Genomic DNA, 16091 nt, shown 5'->3' with positions numbered 1-16091 from the left:
AGTCGAGTCAGAACACTACCATAAGCCAGCGTTGCCGCCACTGCCGGGCTTTCGACGTGCACCCGGGACTGCGCCGTGCTGCCACGTCGCGCCCATGGCGGGTTACGGCCCGGTATCACCGTGCCGTGATTGGGCATCTATGGTACAATTCGGCCTTTTACCGCACGTCAGATGAGTGCCTTGATAGGGGAGGCTGGCCGGAGATGGAGTTGTTCAAGGGGTTCTGCATTCTGCTGACATGTCAGTTCGTGGGCGAGGTGCTGGGACGAGCCCTCGTATTGCCGGTGCCTGGACCGGTACTGGGCATGCTGATCCTGCTGCTGGCGCTGATGGTGCGTGGCCGTCTGCGCAAGCGATTGATACCGTCGCCGGACAGGGAAGGTGACGCCGTACGCATCTCGGACAACGATGCCGGCCAACGTCAGCTGCTCCGCGCCATGTTGCGTGAACGAGTGCCCGGCAGTCTCAGGCTTGCCAGCAATGGCCTGCTGGCGCATCTCTCGCTGTTGTTCGTCCCGGCAGGCGTCGGGGTCATGGTGCATCTGGATCTCATCGCTCAGGATCTCCTCGCCATCGCGGTGACGCTGGTGGTATCCATCGCCGTGACGCAGTTCGTGACAGCCTGGCTGTTGCAGCGGCTGATAGATCGTCGTTCATCTTTGCAAGGTCCGATGGCCGGCAAGGGAGGGGAACAGTGAATCTCGCCCCTCTGGATGCTCTCTGGGTCTATCTCAGTGCCTCTCCGCTGCTGCATCTATTGCTGACGCTGGCGGCCTTTCTGCTGGCGACCGTGATCAACCGCCTGGCTCGTGGCGCGTCTCTTGCCCATCCGGTGCTGGTGTCGATTGCCTTGATCATCGGCTTTCTCTGGCTGACGGATACCGACTACGCGACCTATTTCGAAGGCGCCCAGTTCATCCACTTTCTGTTGGGGCCGGCGACGGTGGCACTGGCGGTGCCGCTGTTCGATCATCTTGACCGCGTCAAGCAGATGCTCTGGCCTCTGCTGACGGCCTGTTGCGTCGGCATCACCACTGCAGTGACCACCACGCTCGGTCTGGCACTGGTCCTGGGGGCGCATACTCCGGTGGCGTTGAGCTTGGCACCCAAGTTGGTGACCTCGCCGATCGCCATGGGGATCGCGGAAAAGCTCGGCGGCATTCCCTCACTCACGGCAGGACTGGTGTTGTTGACCGGGACGCTTGGCTGTGTGATCGGTCCGCTGATGCTGCGGCTGTCAGGTGCGCGTGATGATACCGTCAAGGGCTTTACCATGGGCCTGTCTGCCCATGGGATCGGCACGGCTTACTGCTTCTCTTCACTCAGCACCCTGGCCGGTGCCTTCTCGGGCATGTCCATGGGTCTGACGGGGCTCCTGACAGCCTTCATTCTGCCGCCGCTGGTCCATCTGTTCGGGTTGTAAGCCTTGGGCATCGGCGTCTGGCACCGGCAAGGGACATCAAGTCTTCCATCAGAGGGCAAAGAAAGAGTCGCTGCTTAATCTTTCGTTAAGCGTTGGTCGGCATCGTGTAGGTCATTCAGCCTGGCATGGTCGAATCGACGATGCCCCGACCAAGGATGTTGCCATGTACCGTCCGTTTCGCTCCCGTGGTGGTTCTGTCGAAAGTTCTCGGCTGGCCGGTCATCGCTTGCTCGTCGAAGCGCCCATGGCCTCGAGTTGCCGGGAGATATGCTGGCAGCTGGCGGGCCATGGCGCCACGCTGACACTGGTGGAGCGCCCTGGAGATGATCTCGCGCTTCTGTGCCAGCTGCTGCCGACTCCTCTGGGGCAACGGCATCGCTGTCTGACCCTCGCCGTCTCGGACGTCACCGGCGGGTCGCTGTGTGAGCAGCTGCTCAGTATCACGCCCGCGTCGCGTCCTCACACCCTGGTGAGCTTGCCGGGTGATGGTGAGTGGCAGCTGGAGGCAGGGCGTGCCATGCATGTTCTGCATGGCTCTGGCTGGCAGCCTGGCGTGCGCCAGCGGGTACTGGAATGTCTCCCGGCCTCTCTTGTCACGGCGGGGCGGGAGGAATTGGTCGAGTTCATACTGCAGCCGGATGGCCACTTGTTCGCCCCGGCCTCCGCCTGTGCCCACCAGCATGTCCGGCTTCACGTTCCCCCTCTGATCACCGGGGAAGAGTCCCCGCTACTGATGCAACTGGCGCGGCATCAAGGATGCCACCCCATCAGCATCGAGCGTCAGGTCGAGCAGATGGTGTATCCGCTTTGCCTGTTGCGAGCACCGGGGGCGTTGGCTCGCATGAGACTTCGAGGTGGCTGGGCATTGCGCCGCATTCTCGGCCAACCGGAACGCATGCTGGACTCGGGCCTGGAGGCCATTCGTGAAGCGCTTCAACGCATCGTGTTTCGCCGCCAGGAGCGCCGCGCTGTCCTCGGCGCAAGACGACGGGGCAGGGGATGGGGCTTGCAAAGGCCATGGGCGGAGAGAGCCGGGAATCGCGCCTAGTCGATGATGCTGCCATCCCGCTCTCGTCATCTGTCATCAGTGGGGCATGGGATATCCCCTGTTCCCTCTCACGTATCGCTTGTCATCAGGAGAGCCCATGCGCGTGCTGCTCGTGGAAGATGATCCACTGTTGGGTGAAGGTATCGGTCATGCCTTGAGTCGTGAAGGCATGAGCAGTGAATGGTTGCGGGTGGGGGGCGATGTCGTGGCCACTCTCAAGCATTCCTCCTTTGATGTCCTGGTGCTGGATCTTGGCTTGCCGGACATGGACGGTCTCGAGGTGCTGACCGCGCTGCGCCGTCGGGGCCACACTCTGCCGGTGCTGATTCTGACGGCACGAGATGATATCAGTGACCGAGTGCGTGGCCTGGACAACGGGGCGGATGATTATCTGGTCAAGCCCTTTGACATTGCCGAGCTGGTGGCCCGATTGCGCGCGCTGGTCAGGCGTCATGCGGGTCAGGCCAACGGATGCCTGCAACTGGGGGCCCTGAGCATTGATCAGGCCGGTCGTTCCGTTACCCTGGCCGGCGCCGAGGTGACGCTGGGGCGGCGCGAATTCGATCTGCTGGAGTTTCTTCTCCTCCATCCCAGTCGTGTCTTCAGTCGGGACCAGCTTGTCGAGCAGCTATACGGTTGGGATGGGGATGTGGAAAGCAATGTCATCGAGGTGCATGTGCATCATCTTCGCCGCAAATTCGGGGCCGGCGTGGTGAAGACCGTACGCGGGGTCGGCTATCGACTGGGTGAGTCCGTGTGAAGTCGATACGCAGTTTTCTGCGGCGCAGCCTCATCGGGGGGGTGATCATCGTGCTGGGGGCAGCTGCCACCTGGAGCTACTTCGATGCCCGTGAGCAGATCGATGAGCTGTTCGATGCACAGCTGGCCCAGAATGCCCGCATGCTGGGCCGCCTCTATCAATCCGAGCTGGCCTCGCTGTCGCCGGTGGCGCGTCAGCAAAGACTTCAGGAGATGACCTCGGGGCAGTTCAGTCTGCGACCGCCATCCCTGAGCTTCGCGGATGGGCACGAGAAGTCGCCCCTCGGTCATGTCTATGAAGACAAGCTGGTCTTCCAGATGTGGGATGCACTCGGTCAGCCCTTGCTGGGGCTCTCCACCCCCTCGGTCATGCTCGACTATCTGCCGTTGCCCGGCTATGCCAAGCAGCACACCGATCATCACGACTGGTTCACCTTCACGCTGTATCTCCCTGACAGCGGCATCTGGGTCACGGCCGCTCAGCGGGAAGACGTACGAGATGAATTGACGGGGCAGATCGCACTGCACAACGTGCTGGCGCTGGTGGTCGGGCTGCTGGTGATCGCCTTGCTGATCGGTGTCGCCGTCTCTCGGGGATTCCGTCCCGTGCTGCGTATCAGCCGACAGATCACCGCCCGTCAGCCCGGCTATCTAGAGCCACTTGATGCCAGTGAGGCGCCGGACGAGATTCGCGGGATGGTGGATGCGCTCAACGGCTTGCTGAGACGCTTGGCCGACACGCTCGACAAGGAACGTCGCTTCACTGCCAATGCGGCTCACGAGTTGAGAACGCCCCTGGCCGGCATCAAGGTGCATGCCCAGAATGTCGAGGCGGATGCCACCGATGAGAACTCGCGGCGTTCGGCGCGCATGATCGTCGATGGTGTCAATCGCATGACGCGTGTCGTGGAGCAACTGCTGACGCTGTCGCGGCTGGAGAGTGGTGCCGAGGTGCCGCGCATTCACGTCGATCTCGGGCATCTGGCGCATGAACTTACGCGGGATCTCGGCCCCATGGCGCGCCAGCGTGGCGTCGGGATGTCTGTCGACGTCACGCCCGACGCGCAGTTGATCAGCCACGAGAACGGCCTCTATGTGCTGCTGCGCAATCTTCTCGACAACGCGCTGCGCTATACGCCTGAGGGGGGGGAAGTGCGTTTGAGCATTCGGCGCCGCGAGACCTCTCTCGGCGGTGGTCTGATCATGGAAGTCATGGATACCGGCCCCGGCATTCCGCCCCGTGAGCGTCAGCGGGTCCGGGAGCGCTTCGTGCGTCTGGCGGGGCAGAACACCTCGGGGTCAGGGCTGGGCCTTTCGATCGTCGATGAACTGGCCGAGCGCCTGGGAGCGGAACTGACCCTGGATGACAGTCCGCTGGGGAGTGCGGCGTCGCCCGGTCTGTCAGCTCGATTGCACTTCGGCTGAGCTCGCGTTGCATGCTGCGCCCTGGCGGTTGCGCAAGTTGCATCACGGCTCTGGCATGCAGGCTCCAGGCGGTTCAACGCCATGCATGCTGTCGCCGGCAGGCCAACAAGGCGATGGTCGGGTGGCGAAGGTGGCTTTATTAGCGCTATCTTCACTATATGTTGCAGAGCAGCATCCGATGCCACCCGGTCCCTGTCCCTGTCTGGGGCCGGGCATTCCTGCGGCATGACATCAGCCCGAAGGAGACCTTCATGAGTGAACAACAGTCAGCCCCGACCCGCGTCGCCCTTGTCACGGGGACTGCCAGTGGTATCGGCGCCGCCATCATGGAAGCGATGTGCCAAGCCGGTCATCAGGTCCTTGCCGTGGATTTCAGTGACGATGGGGCAGAGGTCGCCGACAAGGCAGGCGCTGCATTCTTCAAGGCAGACCTGACGGATGGTGAGCAATGTCGGGCCGCTGTCGAGGAAGCGGTGTCACGCTTCGGTCGCCTGGATATCCTGGTCAACAATGCCGGTATCCAGCACGTCGAGCGCATCAAGGAGTTCCCGCAGGCCAAGTGGGATCAGATCATCGCGCTGATGCTGACGGCACCTTTCACGCTGATTCAGGCGGCCTGGCCGCACATGGAGAAGAATGGATATGGCCGCATCGTCAACATGGCCTCCATTCACGCGCATGTCGCCTCGCCCGGCAAGGCGGCCTATGTCAGCGCCAAGCATGGTCTGATGGGGCTGACCAGGACGGCGGCACTGGAAGGCGGCGAGAGTGGTATCACGGCCAATGCCATCTGCCCGGCGTATGTGCGCACTCCGCTGGTCGACAAGCAGATCGCCGAGCAGGCCAGGCTCAATGACATGCCCGAGGATGAGGTGATCGAGAAGATCATGCTCAAGGGGGCCTCCATCAAGCGCATGATCGACCCCGCCGAAGTCGCTGACATGGCGGTGTGGCTGGCCTCCGACAAGGCAGGTTCGGTGACGGGCTCCAGTTTCAACATGGATCTCGGCTGGACGGCACAGTAAGTCGCGTGACACCTCGCGTGGGGGTCGGCAGCCCGCCTGCCTGCTGCGTGAACCACCGGCAAGACCGACAGGCCCTTGTCTCTCCCGCCGCATGACGCTGACGGAGGACAAGGGTCTTCTCGTATGCGCGAGCCGACAGGCCCCCCTTGAGGACCCTCGCTCGTGACGGCCATCGATGACGCCAGGAATCCACCATGACCGCTTCGCCACATGACACGACTCACACCGCTGCTCACGACGCTACTCACGACGCTACCTCATCCCCACGCGATTCCACTGACGCCTGCTGCGCCCGGCAGAGGTCAACGGCTGCACCCGTGACCCTTGTCGACAGTCACCTCAGTCTTGAGCACGGTGTCGCCGTCATGACCTTCGCCCGTCACGACGTGCGCAATGCCCTGACGGGGACTGCGCTGGTGGAGGATCTGCTGGCAGTGGCCGAATGGGTCAATGGCTGTGACAGCGTGGGTGCCCTGGTGATCACCGGCGAGGGCAGCGCCTTCTCTGCCGGAGGCAATGTGCAGGACATGGCGCATCGAAAGGGGGATTTTGCTGGAGATGCCGCCGAGGTCGCGGCGCGCTATCGCCGTGGTATCCAGCGAATGACACCTGCGGTGCTGGGCATCGAGGTGCCCGTGATCGCGGCGGTCAATGGTCCGGCCATCGGGGCCGGCTTTGATCTCGCCAACATGTGTGACATTCGCCTGGCCAGTGACCAGGCACGTTTCGGCGAGACGTTCCTGTCGCTGGGGTTGATCCCCGGCGATGGGGGCGCCTGGCTGCTGCAGCGTCTGATCGGCTATCAGCGTGCCTGTGAGCTGACCTTCAGCGGGCGTTTCGTCTCGGCGCAGGAAGCGCTGACACTGGGGATCGTGCTGGAAGTCTGTGCAGAGAAAGACCTGATGACACGTGCCCTGGAGATGGCACGTCAGATGGCGAGTCAGCCGCGTCAGGCGACACGGCTGACCAAGCGCCTGATGCGTCGTGCTCCCGAGATGCGGTTGGACGACTTCCTGGATCTGTGTGCCAGTTTTCAGGGCCAATGCCATCAGGACCCGGAGCATCATGCTGCCGTGGCGGCCCTGCTGGCCCGAATGAAGCGCTAGCGCTTCACCGGTCGCTTCTGCAGTTTGCGCTGCAGCGTGCGGCGGTGCATCCCCAGGGCGCGAGCCGTGGAAGAGATGTTGCCGTCGTGCTCGTTGAGCACCTTCTGGATGTGTTCCCAGGTCAGGCGATTGACCGAGGGCGGGTTGTCGGAGATCTCGGCTTCCGGATCACCTCCCTCGCGCTTGAAGGCGTGAAGTATCTCGTCGGCATCGGCGGGCTTGCACAGGTAGTTCACGGCACCCAGCTTGATGGCTTCCACTGCCGTGGCAATGCTGGAGTAGCCCGTCAGCACCACGATGCATGCTTCCGGCAACAAGGCGATCAGCTCGGGCAACAGCTTGAGGCCGGAGCTCTGTTCGAGCTTCAGATCCAGCGTGATCAGCTCGGGGCGATGGCTGCGCGCGATACTCAGCGCCTGTGCCTCGTCCCGGGCAATCTCCACGGCATAGCCGCGGCGTGTCATGGCACGTGCCGTCACCTGGCAGAAGAATTCGTCATCGTCGATGATCAGCAGTCGGGTTTCTTCGCTCATCAGGGGCTCACTTGGGCGGTCTTTGCCGCCATCAGTTCAGATAAAGAGGGAGGCGCACTTCCGTCAAGGTGCCGCCGTCTTCGTGGTTGTATAGGCTGACGCCACCACCGAAACGATTGATGGTGGCGTGGGTCAGGAACAGGCCGATGCCCATCCCCTTGGATTTGGTGGAGATGAAGGTCTCACCGAGCTGGTCCGCAACCGCCATGGGAACGCCTGCACCATGGTCACGAATGTCGATGGTGACCTCATCATCCCGCCGTTCCAGGGTGATCTCGATGTCATCGGGGCAGGCATCCGCGGCATTATTGAGCAGGTTCATCAGCGCCTGCTCAAGCGTGGTATCGACCAGGATTTGAGCCTTGCGGGCGGAGGCATCCACTTCGACGCTATGTTGCACATCCGGGCGTACCACCAGCCAGCGCTGCACGATTTCCTCCAGCCAGCGCGCGGCGTTGAGCGCCTGGGGCTGCTCCATGCGACGACGGTCGGCCGCGGCCACCATCGCTTGCAGGCGTTGCTTGCAGGTGTCGACCTGGCTGCGCAGCAGTGCGAGATCCTCCTCCAGCTGCGGGTCGTTCTTGTCCTTGGCATCCTCGCGCATCTCGCTCAACAGCACCGCCATGGTCGAGAGCGGGGTGCCCAGTTCGTGCGCGGTGCCGGCGGCCTGGCTGGCGACTGCCAGCACCTGTTCGCTACGCAGAGCCGCTTCTCGTGTGGTGGACAACGCCTGGTCTCGCGTGCGCAGGGCGTGAGCCATCTTGAAGATGAAATAGGTCACCAGCGATGCCGACAGGCCGAAGTTCAGCCACATGCCGATGACGTGCAGACTGATGCGCCCGCCGAGTTCGTAGGTGGCCAGCTGCGGTACGGGTTCGTAGAACACCATCAGGAAGCTGTAGCAGCCCATGCCGACGGCCGCGATGATCCAGGCATAGCGCCAGGGGAGGGTGGCGGCCGCCATGGTCACCGGCACCAGATAGTAGGGCACGAAGGGGTTGGTGGAGCCGCCGGTATTGAAGAACAGCATCGTCAGACCGGCGATATCCACCAGCAGATGCAGCAGATTCTCGGTGTCAGTGACCGGATGCGTCTGACCCAGACGCCACCAGCTGGCGACATTGACCAGGCCCATCGCGATGATGATCGAGATGACGGGGAGGACATTGAGCTGAAAGCCGATGATCTCGATCCCGAAGATGATCAGGATCAGGAAGCCTGTCCAGGTGATGCCGCGCGCGATGGTCAGACGAATGAGATTGCGGTGCGGTGTGGACAGTGGCGGCGGTAGCGGCTGATTCATGACGACTCCTGCAAGGAATGCGGCCATGATAGTGAATAAGGCCAGTAAAGTGCAGTCCTGACGGCCAGTTAGCGTCAATGGCCCGACGGCTTGTGTCCGCTGACAGTCTCCTCTCAGCCCCGTTCGAAGGAACCACTCAGCCATGGCTTCACACGTATCGGTGTGACGTCGCTGAGATGGGGCTGCCAGGCATCGACAAGGTGCAAGGGCTGGCGCGGGTAGCCGGACTGCGTCGTCTCGTTGATGCCTCCCGACGCCTCGGGCGTCACGCGAAATGACCAGGCAAGCCAAGGAGCATGGCGTTGCATGCCGGGTGGCAGCGTTTCCAGTTCGGGTATCCAGCGGGTGACGTGATGGCCGAGCGGGTCGTGCTGGCGAGCCTGCTTCATCATGTTGAAATGACGGTCCGCACGCGGGTCGCGTCCCACGCCTGCCAGGTAACGCCAGTTGCCCCAGTTGGACGCGACATCATGATCCAGCAGCTGATGCTCGAACCAGGCGGCACCCAGCCGCCAGTCCACGCCAAGATCCTTGATCAGATAGCTCGCCACGTTCTGGCGCATGCGGTTGCTCAGCCAGCCGGTGGCGGCCAGCTCGCGCATGCCGGCATCCACCCAGGGCACGCCAGTCATTCCGACCTGCCATCGTGCAAGCGCATCCGGTATCGCAGCGCACGCCTCGTGACGCAGCGAGTCTGTACCGGATCTGCCTGCCAGAAAGACCTGTCTTCCCAGCTGGCGGGTATCCCAATGAAAGTACTCCCGCCACAAGAGCTCGACGCGAATCCAGTCGCTGTCCTTGAACGCCGCCTGTGGGGTCTCGCAGAGCTCAGGCAGTGTCTTCTGGAAGATGTGCAACCTGTCGAGTATGCGTCGTGGTGAGAGACACCCCAGTGCCAGCCAGGCAGAGAAACGGGTCGAGAAATCTGCCCCGCTGAGGCGATTGCGGGTGGTCTTGTACTGGCCGGCATGTTCAGGACTCAGATAATGCTCGAGTCTCTGCAGTGCTGCGGGCTCACCCCCAAGGAAGGCATGCTCTCCCCGTGGGTCGCCCTGCCAGTCCCTGGCCGCATGGAGTCGTCTGGCGTTGCCCTGCACGCCACGCGGCGCCTGTGCCGGCCAGCTCGGCAGCGCGCAAGGCGCCGCTACCGGAGCGGGCATGGCCTGGATATCCGGATAGGGCTTTTCCAGCTTGCGACGAAAGGCGCTGAAGGTTTCAGGAAGCTCACTGAGCGTGAAGGGCAAGTCGTCCTCGTCCAGGAGCAAGCCGCTATTGACCTGCCGCAGGCGACAACTGGCGGCCACGGCCTGCTGCTGGCGTCGCTCCACCAGACCTGTGGCGCGTCGCGCGATGACGCCTCGGCACGCATGCTGTCTGGCGAGTTCGGGTATCAGATGTGCAGCGTCACCCTGGAGGATCAGCAGATCACTGCCCAGGGCCTGAAGCCCTGCCTGCAGGGATTCGAGGCTCTCCAGCAGAAAGCGCTGACGTGCGACGCTGAGTGGCTGCAGCCTGGCAACATCAGGGCTGACACTGCCAACGGGCTGGAAGGTCGTCTCCGGCAGGATGTATACCACCAGCAGGTGCGCCGGGTGTTCCTCGAGCGCGGCCTGCCACAGGGGGTTGTCATCGAGACGCAGGTCATCGTCCAGCCAGACAAGCCAGGTATCAGTGCTGGTCATGGTGTGTCTCCCGGGCTGCCTGACGCGCATTGCGTCGGCAGCGTTGACTGCAGTGACGTACGTCTTCCCAGCAGTCCTGCCACTTCTTGCGCCATGTGAAGGGGCGCTGACAGGTCTGACACAACTTGCTTGGCAGGTGCGGTTTGCGATGCATGCGGGGATGACTCCATAAAACCAGTACGTGATTTATACCATACTTGTACGAAGTGCGAGTGTCCTGTCGAGAATCTCATGGGGCACAAGGTGGCGCACCTGCTGCCTCCCGCGAGTCTCAGTCGTTGGCTGGCAGCTGATCCAATTGACGCTCCAGGGTCTGCATGGTGAGCAGCAGATCCCGGTATTGGCGTGCATTGACGGCGCTCAGCAACTCATCCTCGAAGCGGCGGGCCTCGGGGATCAGCTCAGCGAGCATGGCCTCACCCTCGGCGGTGAGGGCGAGCAACTGCGCACGCTGATCCTGCTCGCTCGGCCGGCGCAGGATCAGTTTACGGCTTTCCAGAGATTTGACGGCCCGAGAGACGCGCACCTTGTCCATATGAGTCCGTTTACTGATTTCCCGGGCCGTCAATGGCGAGCCACGGCTCAGCCAGGCCAGCAGACGCCACTCGGCGACATTGATGGCGAAGCGCTCACCATAACGGACGAACAGCGCCTCACTGGTTCGCTCTGCCAGACGGTTGAGGCGATAGGGCAGGAACTGGTCAAGATCCAGCTCGCAGCGGGGTGTGTCCTGTGGGGGTTCCCCGTCAAGGGCATCGCGAGCTTCGGGAGTGTCATCAGTGCGTTGCATCGAAAGTTACCTGACTCGGTGAGAGGGTTGGCATACTGAGTCGCATTGAAACGTTTCAGGTGGATCAGGTTACCGATGTTACCACCTTCGATAGCGAGCAAGACAAAGGTCTAGCAATTCGGCGATTGCCAGGGTGTGGGTCTGTCTATATGGTTTCATATGTAACCAGTTAGGGCGTTGGCGGTATGTCGTGCCGTGGATGCCCCAGATCTTCAGGAGCCGCGAGCCCACAAGGAGATGAATCGTCATGCGCGAGCGCAACGCTGAGTGCCATTATCACGCCGGTTTTCGTAATCATGTCTCCACCGAGGCGTTGCCTGGCGCCTTGCCGCAGGGCCAGAACTCTCCCCAGCGTTGCCCCTATGGCCTGTACGCGGAGCAGTTGAGTGGCTCGGCCTTCACGGCACCGCGCAGTCACAACCTACGCAGCTGGCTTTACCGCATTCGGCCCTCGGTCGTGCAGGGCGCCTACCAGCCCATGGAGATGCCGCAGGTCGCCACTGCACCGTTGGCCGAGAGAGTGCCGGACCCCAATCCGATGCGCTGGGACCCCATCACATGCTCGACAGGGGACTTTCTGGACGGCCTGATCACGCTGGCGGTCAATGGAGATGCCCAGGCGCAGCAGGGCTGTGCCACGCACCTCTATGCCTTCTCTCGCGGCATGCAGCAGCGCTTTTTCTACAATGCCGACGGCGAATTGCTGATCGTGCCGCAACAGGGTGCCATCGAGGTGCGCAGCGAGCTGGGCCTGCTGGAAGTCGCCAGCGGCGAGATCGTGGTGATCCCGCGTGGTATCAAGTTTCAGCTCAATCCGCTGGCGGGACACGCGGAGGGCTGTCGAGGTTATGTGGCCGAGAACTATGGCGCGCCTCTCGAGTTGCCCTCTCTGGGGCCCATCGGCAGCAATGGACTGGCCAACCCGCGTGATTTCCTCGCACCATCGGCGCGTTTCGAGGACGAAGTCGGTAATTTCACGCTGGTGGCCAAGTTCGGCGGGCGTTTCTGGCGCGCGAGTCTGGATCATTCGCCACTGGATGTCGTGGCCTGGCATGGCAACTACGCGCCCTACAAATATGATCTGGCGACCTTCAATACCCTCAACACGGTCAGCTTCGATCATCCGGACCCCTCGATCTTCACCGTGCTGACATCACCCTCGGACACTGCCGGGGTCGCCAATCTCGACTTCGTGATCTTCCCGCCGCGCTGGATGGTCGCTGAGAACACCTTTCGCCCCCCATATTTCCATCGCAATCTGATGAGCGAGCTGATGGGACTGATCCATGGTGAATATGACGCCAAGCGCGAAGGCTTCCGCCCGGGTGGCGCGAGTCTGCATAACGCCATGACCCCGCATGGCCCTGACGCTGCCACCTTCGAGGCCGCCACTCAGGCGGAACTCGCCCCCCGCTATCAGGGCAATACGCTCGCCTTCATGTTCGAGAGTCGCTATCTGTTCCAGCCCACCCCACAGGCCCTGTCGTCGAGCGCTCGTCAGCGCGACTACGGCTCGGTCTGGCAGGGGTTGGCGTCTCATTTCACTCCCCAGCAGCGCTGAGATTGGCATGTGCCTGTCATCCCGCTCTGGTCTACCCACGTTCTTTCATCCCTCAAGCTTCTCAAGGAGGCAGTCATGAAATTCGCCACTCACCAGGATGGTTCCCGCGATGGAACACTGCTGCTGGTCTCCCGTGATCTGACCCGCGCCGTGAAGGTCGCGGATGTCGCCACCACCTTGCAGGCGCTGCTGGAGGAATGGGCCTCGCTGGCGCCAGCGCTCGAGAAGCGTTACGCAGCGCTCAATGATGGCACCTTGGCTGATGCGTTCGATCTGGACATGAAGACTCTGCATTCGCCGCTGCCACGCGCTTATCAATGGGCGGATGGCTCGGCGTATCTGAATCATGTGCAACTGGTTCGTCAGGCACGCGGCGCCGAGATGCCCGAGACCTTCTGGCACGACCCGCTGATGTATCAGGGCGGCAGCGACAGCTTCCTGGCCCCCAACGCCGATATCGTGTGTGTCAGTGAGGAGCATGGCATCGATTTCGAAGGCGAGATCGCCGTCATTACCGACGATGTGCCGATGCAGGTCAGTCCGGAGCAGGCCGAGAGCCACATCCGCCTTGTGATGCTGGTCAATGACGTCAGTCTGCGTGGGTTGATCCCCGGCGAGCTGGCCAAGGGCTTCGGCTTCTTCCAGGCCAAGCCGTCGTCTAGCTTCTCGCCCATCGCCGTGACGCCGGATGAGCTGGGGGATGCCTGGCAGCAGGGGCGCGTGCATCTGCCGCTGAGCGTGCATCTCAATGGTGAGACGTTCGGAGAGCCAGAGTCCGGGCCAGACATGATCTTCAGTTTCCCGCAGCTGGTGGCGCATGCCGCCAAGACTCGCCCGCTGGGGGCCGGCGCGATCATCGGTTCCGGTACCGTATCCAATCCCGGCAAGGATGGCGGGCCCGGCAAGCCGATCAGCGAAGGGGGCGTGGGCTACAGCTGTCTGGCGGAGGTGCGCATGGTCGAGAAGATCCTGTTCGATGAGATTCGCACGCCCTTCATGCGTTTCGGTGATCGTATCCGCATTGAGATGTTCGATCGCGATGGCCAGAGCATCTTCGGCGCCATTGATCAGCAGGTGACGCCGTTGGACGCCTGAAGGCGGCCTCATCAGGTAGAACTTCTCAGAGACACGTCTCGGGAAGACGTCGTGTGCCGGTAAGCTTCAAGCCAACTGGGTGCGAGGCAGTGCGGAGGAGCGGCCGGCTTCCAACCGCGTCACAGGGGAGTGCAGCATGAGTTCAATGAGCCTGTATGGCTATTACCGTTCATCTACTAGCTATCGAGTAAGAATCGCGCTGGCGCTCAAGGGGATTGAGGTCGCTCAGGTGCCGGTCAACCTGCTCAAGGGCGAACAGCGCAGCGAGGAGTATCTGGCCATCAATCCCCAGGGGCTGGTGCCGACCCTGATGGTGGGAGATACGGAAACACCTGCGGCCCTGACCCAGTCGCTCGCGATCATGGAATATCTGGAGGAGCGCTGGCCCGCCCCGGCGCTGCTGCCCTCAGCGCCGGAGGCGCGTGCGAAGGTGCGCTCACTGTGCCAGTTCATGGCCTGCGAGATGCATCCGCTCAACAATCCGCGCGTGCTCAATTATCTGACAGATCGCCTTGAGGTCACCCAGGCGCAGCGCCTTGAGTGGTACCGCCACTGGGTGGCCGAGGGCTTCGCGCGTCTGGAAGTGATGCTGGCGGAAAGTGCAGGGCGTTTCTGCCATGGCGATAGCCCGGGCATGGCGGATGCCTGCCTGATGCCCCAGCTCTACAATGCGCGCCGCTTCGAGTGTGAACTCGAGGACTACCCGAGGATTCTGGCCATCGAGGCGGCCTGCCAGTCACTGGACGCTTTCCAGAAGGCGCATCCTGAGCGTCAACCCGACTGTCCGGCCCCCTGACCCTGGCGATATCCAGACACTAAAGCGCCCCGTCGAGCTCGACGGGGCGCTGTCGTTTCAGGCGGACTGCACGCGGATGATGGCATTCGAGGGCATGTCAGTGGCTGGGCAGAGCGGCGGGAATGACACCTGAGTCATGTCAGGTTGAGGGGTTTTCACCACCGCCCTTGCCGGAACAGCAGCCGCTGGCGGGGGACTGTTCGACCACGGTGGCAGCTGTGGGCGGTGCACAACAGCTGCTGGTGGCGCAGGACGATGCCTGATCGCTGGCTGCCTGCTCATCTGATGCCTGCGCGTCTGTGGCCTGTTTCGCCTCGCGTAGCTCAACTCGTGCATCGCGAATCACCTGCCAGGCGGATTGCAGGAAGAGTGCGGCGATCGCAGCGCCCAGCAGCACGTCCGGCCAGCGAGAGCCCGTCCAGCCCACCAGTATCGCAGCGCCGAACACTGAGACATTGGCGATGATGTCATTGCGTGAACACAGCCAGGTGGAGCGCATGTTGAGATCATCCGACTTGAAGCGCCACAGCAGGCCGAAGCAGATGAGATTCACAGCCAGCGCCAGCAGGGCGAAGGCGCCCATCCCGTGGGCGGCCGGTGCCACTCCATTGAGGGCTTGATAGCCTGCTTCGCCAAGGACGATCAGGCCCAGCGCCAGCATCACGATGCCCTTGATCAGCGCGCTCATTGCGCGTTCACGTACACTGCGGTGCAGGACGTAGAGGGTCAGGGCGTAGACGCTGGCATCGCCGAACATGTCGAGGGAATCCCCCAGCAGCGCGGTGGAACCCAGCCACCAGGCCGCGGTGAATTCGACGAAGAACATGCTGGCATTCAGCGCCAGCAGAATCTTCAGGACCTTGCCCTGTGAGGCTCTGAGCTCTGCCAGCTCGCCGGATTTGCTTTCGCAACAGCTTTTCATGGGTCTTGGCCTCCTGTCGTGTTGATGACAGCATGGAGGTTATAGTCACTATAAGGTCAAGTCGGCTGATGAAATGGTTGATGCATCGACATGCAACACATGGCGAGAGGAGAAGTCATCGATGACCGCAAGAGATTTCACACGGAAAGGGGGATCGTCCACGTCATCGCACGGCGAGGTGACGATGGGCATCGGCCAACTGGCCAAGGCGTCTGATGTCCAGGCGGTGACGATCCGCTACTACGAGAAGCAGGGGCTGTTGGCCCCGCAGCGGCGTGCGCCTAATGGCTATCGTGAGTATGGCAATGCACAGCTCAGGCGTTTGACCTTCATTCGCCGTTGTCGGCGGCTGGGGTTTTCGCTGGATGACATCCGCGCCTTGCTGGGCCTGGCGGACCAGCAGTCCTTGCCTTGCGATCAGATAGACGCGCGTATCGAGGCGCAGCTGGCCGAGGTGCGCAAGCGCCAGCGTGACCTCGCCGTCATGGAAGAAGAGTTGCAGCGCCTGACGCACTGCTGTGCCGGCGGGGTGATGGCACAGTGCCATATCGTCGAGACACTGTCCGAGGTCGAGGAGTAAGGCCCTGACAGACAGTTCATCTATCGCCAGGGCTGGGTCACGG

At 62.3% G+C, this 16091-nt stretch carries 17 protein-coding genes; 11 read left to right on the top strand and 6 right to left on the bottom strand.

Annotation, left to right across the window (positions count from 1 at the left end; genetic code table 11):
* Positions 1–203: 203 nt before the first annotated feature.
* The 7 genes from AC26AR_RS08745 to AC26AR_RS08715 all read left to right on the top strand — a co-directional run bounded on the left by AC26AR_RS08745 (position 204) and on the right by AC26AR_RS08715 (position 6786).
* Complete coding sequence (locus AC26AR_RS08745) at positions 204–698, top strand: CidA/LrgA family protein (protein WP_404627125.1); 495 nt, start codon at positions 204–206, stop codon at positions 696–698.
* Positions 695–1423, top strand: a complete 729-nt coding sequence (locus tag AC26AR_RS08740) for an LrgB family protein (RefSeq protein WP_488106751.1) — start codon at positions 695–697, stop codon at positions 1421–1423. The genes AC26AR_RS08745 and AC26AR_RS08740 overlap by 4 nt, the downstream gene beginning before the upstream one ends.
* Before the next feature lie 163 nt (positions 1424–1586).
* Positions 1587–2471, top strand: coding sequence for a hypothetical protein (locus AC26AR_RS08735; RefSeq protein ID WP_404627121.1), 885 nt, complete (start codon positions 1587–1589; stop codon positions 2469–2471).
* A 97-nt stretch (positions 2472–2568) separates the two neighbouring features.
* Positions 2569–3231 carry a response regulator gene (locus tag AC26AR_RS08730; protein ID WP_404627119.1) on the top strand — a complete coding sequence of 221 codons (663 nt, stop codon included), beginning with the start codon at positions 2569–2571 and terminating at the stop codon, positions 3229–3231.
* Positions 3228–4655, top strand: coding sequence for an ATP-binding protein (locus AC26AR_RS08725; RefSeq protein ID WP_488106750.1), 1428 nt, complete (start codon positions 3228–3230; stop codon positions 4653–4655). The genes AC26AR_RS08730 and AC26AR_RS08725 overlap by 4 nt, the downstream gene beginning before the upstream one ends.
* 251 nt (positions 4656–4906) lie before the next feature.
* Positions 4907–5680, top strand: coding sequence for a 3-hydroxybutyrate dehydrogenase (locus AC26AR_RS08720; RefSeq protein ID WP_404627116.1), 774 nt, complete (start codon positions 4907–4909; stop codon positions 5678–5680).
* Between the two features lie 317 nt (positions 5681–5997).
* A complete protein-coding gene (locus AC26AR_RS08715; protein ID WP_488106749.1) occupies positions 5998–6786 on the top strand; it encodes an enoyl-CoA hydratase-related protein in 789 nt (262 codons plus the stop codon).
* On the opposite strand, the gene AC26AR_RS08710 is transcribed toward AC26AR_RS08715, so the two are convergent.
* The 5 genes from AC26AR_RS08710 to AC26AR_RS08690 form a co-directional block, all read right to left on the bottom strand.
* Positions 6783–7319, bottom strand: coding sequence for a response regulator transcription factor (locus AC26AR_RS08710; protein WP_404627112.1), 537 nt, complete (start codon positions 7317–7319; stop codon positions 6783–6785). The two genes, AC26AR_RS08715 and AC26AR_RS08710, sit on opposite strands and share 4 nt — an antisense overlap.
* Before the next feature lie 31 nt (positions 7320–7350).
* Entirely contained in the window at positions 7351–8622 is a 1272-nt protein-coding gene (locus tag AC26AR_RS08705; protein ID WP_084208537.1) for an ATP-binding protein, read from the bottom strand.
* A gap of 113 nt (positions 8623–8735) precedes the next feature.
* The gene (locus AC26AR_RS08700) at positions 8736–10304 is read right to left on the bottom strand and encodes a DASH family cryptochrome (protein ID WP_488106748.1); all 1569 of its coding nucleotides are present in this window, start codon (positions 10302–10304) and stop codon (positions 8736–8738) included.
* Positions 10291–10458, bottom strand: coding sequence for a DUF2256 domain-containing protein (locus AC26AR_RS08695; RefSeq protein WP_077375858.1), 168 nt, complete (start codon positions 10456–10458; stop codon positions 10291–10293). The genes AC26AR_RS08700 and AC26AR_RS08695 overlap by 14 nt, the downstream gene beginning before the upstream one ends.
* A gap of 117 nt (positions 10459–10575) precedes the next feature.
* Positions 10576–11094: a MarR family winged helix-turn-helix transcriptional regulator gene (locus AC26AR_RS08690; RefSeq protein WP_488106747.1), complete on the bottom strand. Its 519-nt coding sequence runs from the start codon at positions 11092–11094 to the stop codon at positions 10576–10578.
* Positions 11095–11341: 247 nt separating this feature from the next.
* Between AC26AR_RS08690 and hmgA the strand changes: the two genes are divergently transcribed.
* The 3 genes from hmgA (at position 11342) to maiA (ending at position 14546) form a co-directional block, all read left to right on the top strand.
* Positions 11342–12655, top strand: a complete 1314-nt coding sequence (hmgA, locus tag AC26AR_RS08685; protein WP_488106746.1) for a homogentisate 1,2-dioxygenase — start codon at positions 11342–11344, stop codon at positions 12653–12655.
* 75 nt (positions 12656–12730) lie between these two features.
* Complete coding sequence (locus AC26AR_RS08680; RefSeq protein ID WP_488106745.1) at positions 12731–13750, top strand: fumarylacetoacetate hydrolase family protein; 1020 nt, start codon at positions 12731–12733, stop codon at positions 13748–13750.
* 145 nt (positions 13751–13895) lie between these two features.
* Positions 13896–14546, top strand: a complete 651-nt coding sequence (gene maiA / locus AC26AR_RS08675; RefSeq protein ID WP_488107894.1) for a maleylacetoacetate isomerase — start codon at positions 13896–13898, stop codon at positions 14544–14546.
* A gap of 139 nt (positions 14547–14685) precedes the next feature.
* Here the strand turns inward: maiA and AC26AR_RS08670 are convergent, their stop codons facing one another.
* On the bottom strand, positions 14686–15468 hold the full coding sequence (locus AC26AR_RS08670) for a cation efflux transmembrane domain-containing protein (RefSeq protein ID WP_488106744.1): 783 nt from the start codon (positions 15466–15468) through the stop codon (positions 14686–14688).
* Positions 15469–15652: 184 nt separating this feature from the next.
* Between AC26AR_RS08670 and AC26AR_RS08665 the strand changes: the two genes are divergently transcribed.
* Positions 15653–16048: a MerR family transcriptional regulator gene (locus AC26AR_RS08665; protein WP_191237110.1), complete on the top strand. Its 396-nt coding sequence runs from the start codon at positions 15653–15655 to the stop codon at positions 16046–16048.
* The last annotated feature ends 43 nt before the right edge of the window (positions 16049–16091 follow it).

Source organism: Cobetia sp. PS-4MA (genome assembly GCF_057670765.1).
Note: the sequence above shows the minus strand (reverse complement) of the source record. Positions and strands in the feature narration are given on the sequence as shown.

Bases quoted from the DNA above. Each gene is read 5' to 3' on its own strand.
- AC26AR_RS08745 (WP_404627125.1), top strand. From the start codon at position 204: ATGGAGTTGTTCAAGGGGTTCTGCATTCTGCTGACATGTCAGTTCGTG.
- AC26AR_RS08735 (WP_404627121.1), top strand. From the start codon at position 1,587: ATGTACCGTCCGTTTCGCTCCCGTGGTGGTTCTGTCGAAAGTTCTCGG.
- AC26AR_RS08730 (WP_404627119.1), top strand. From the start codon at position 2,569: ATGCGCGTGCTGCTCGTGGAAGATGATCCACTGTTGGGTGAAGGTATC.
- AC26AR_RS08720 (WP_404627116.1), top strand. From the start codon at position 4,907: ATGAGTGAACAACAGTCAGCCCCGACCCGCGTCGCCCTTGTCACGGGG.
- AC26AR_RS08710 (WP_404627112.1), bottom strand. From the start codon at position 7,319: ATGAGCGAAGAAACCCGACTGCTGATCATCGACGATGACGAATTCTTC.
- AC26AR_RS08705 (WP_084208537.1), bottom strand. From the start codon at position 8,622: ATGAATCAGCCGCTACCGCCGCCACTGTCCACACCGCACCGCAATCTC.
- AC26AR_RS08700 (WP_488106748.1), bottom strand. From the start codon at position 10,304: ATGACCAGCACTGATACCTGGCTTGTCTGGCTGGACGATGACCTGCGT.
- AC26AR_RS08695 (WP_077375858.1), bottom strand. From the start codon at position 10,458: ATGCATCGCAAACCGCACCTGCCAAGCAAGTTGTGTCAGACCTGTCAG.
- AC26AR_RS08690 (WP_488106747.1), bottom strand. From the start codon at position 11,094: ATGCAACGCACTGATGACACTCCCGAAGCTCGCGATGCCCTTGACGGG.
- hmgA (WP_488106746.1), top strand. From the start codon at position 11,342: ATGCGCGAGCGCAACGCTGAGTGCCATTATCACGCCGGTTTTCGTAAT.
- AC26AR_RS08680 (WP_488106745.1), top strand. From the start codon at position 12,731: ATGAAATTCGCCACTCACCAGGATGGTTCCCGCGATGGAACACTGCTG.
- maiA (WP_488107894.1), top strand. From the start codon at position 13,896: ATGAGCCTGTATGGCTATTACCGTTCATCTACTAGCTATCGAGTAAGA.
- AC26AR_RS08670 (WP_488106744.1), bottom strand. From the start codon at position 15,468: ATGAAAAGCTGTTGCGAAAGCAAATCCGGCGAGCTGGCAGAGCTCAGA.
- AC26AR_RS08665 (WP_191237110.1), top strand. From the start codon at position 15,653: ATGGGCATCGGCCAACTGGCCAAGGCGTCTGATGTCCAGGCGGTGACG.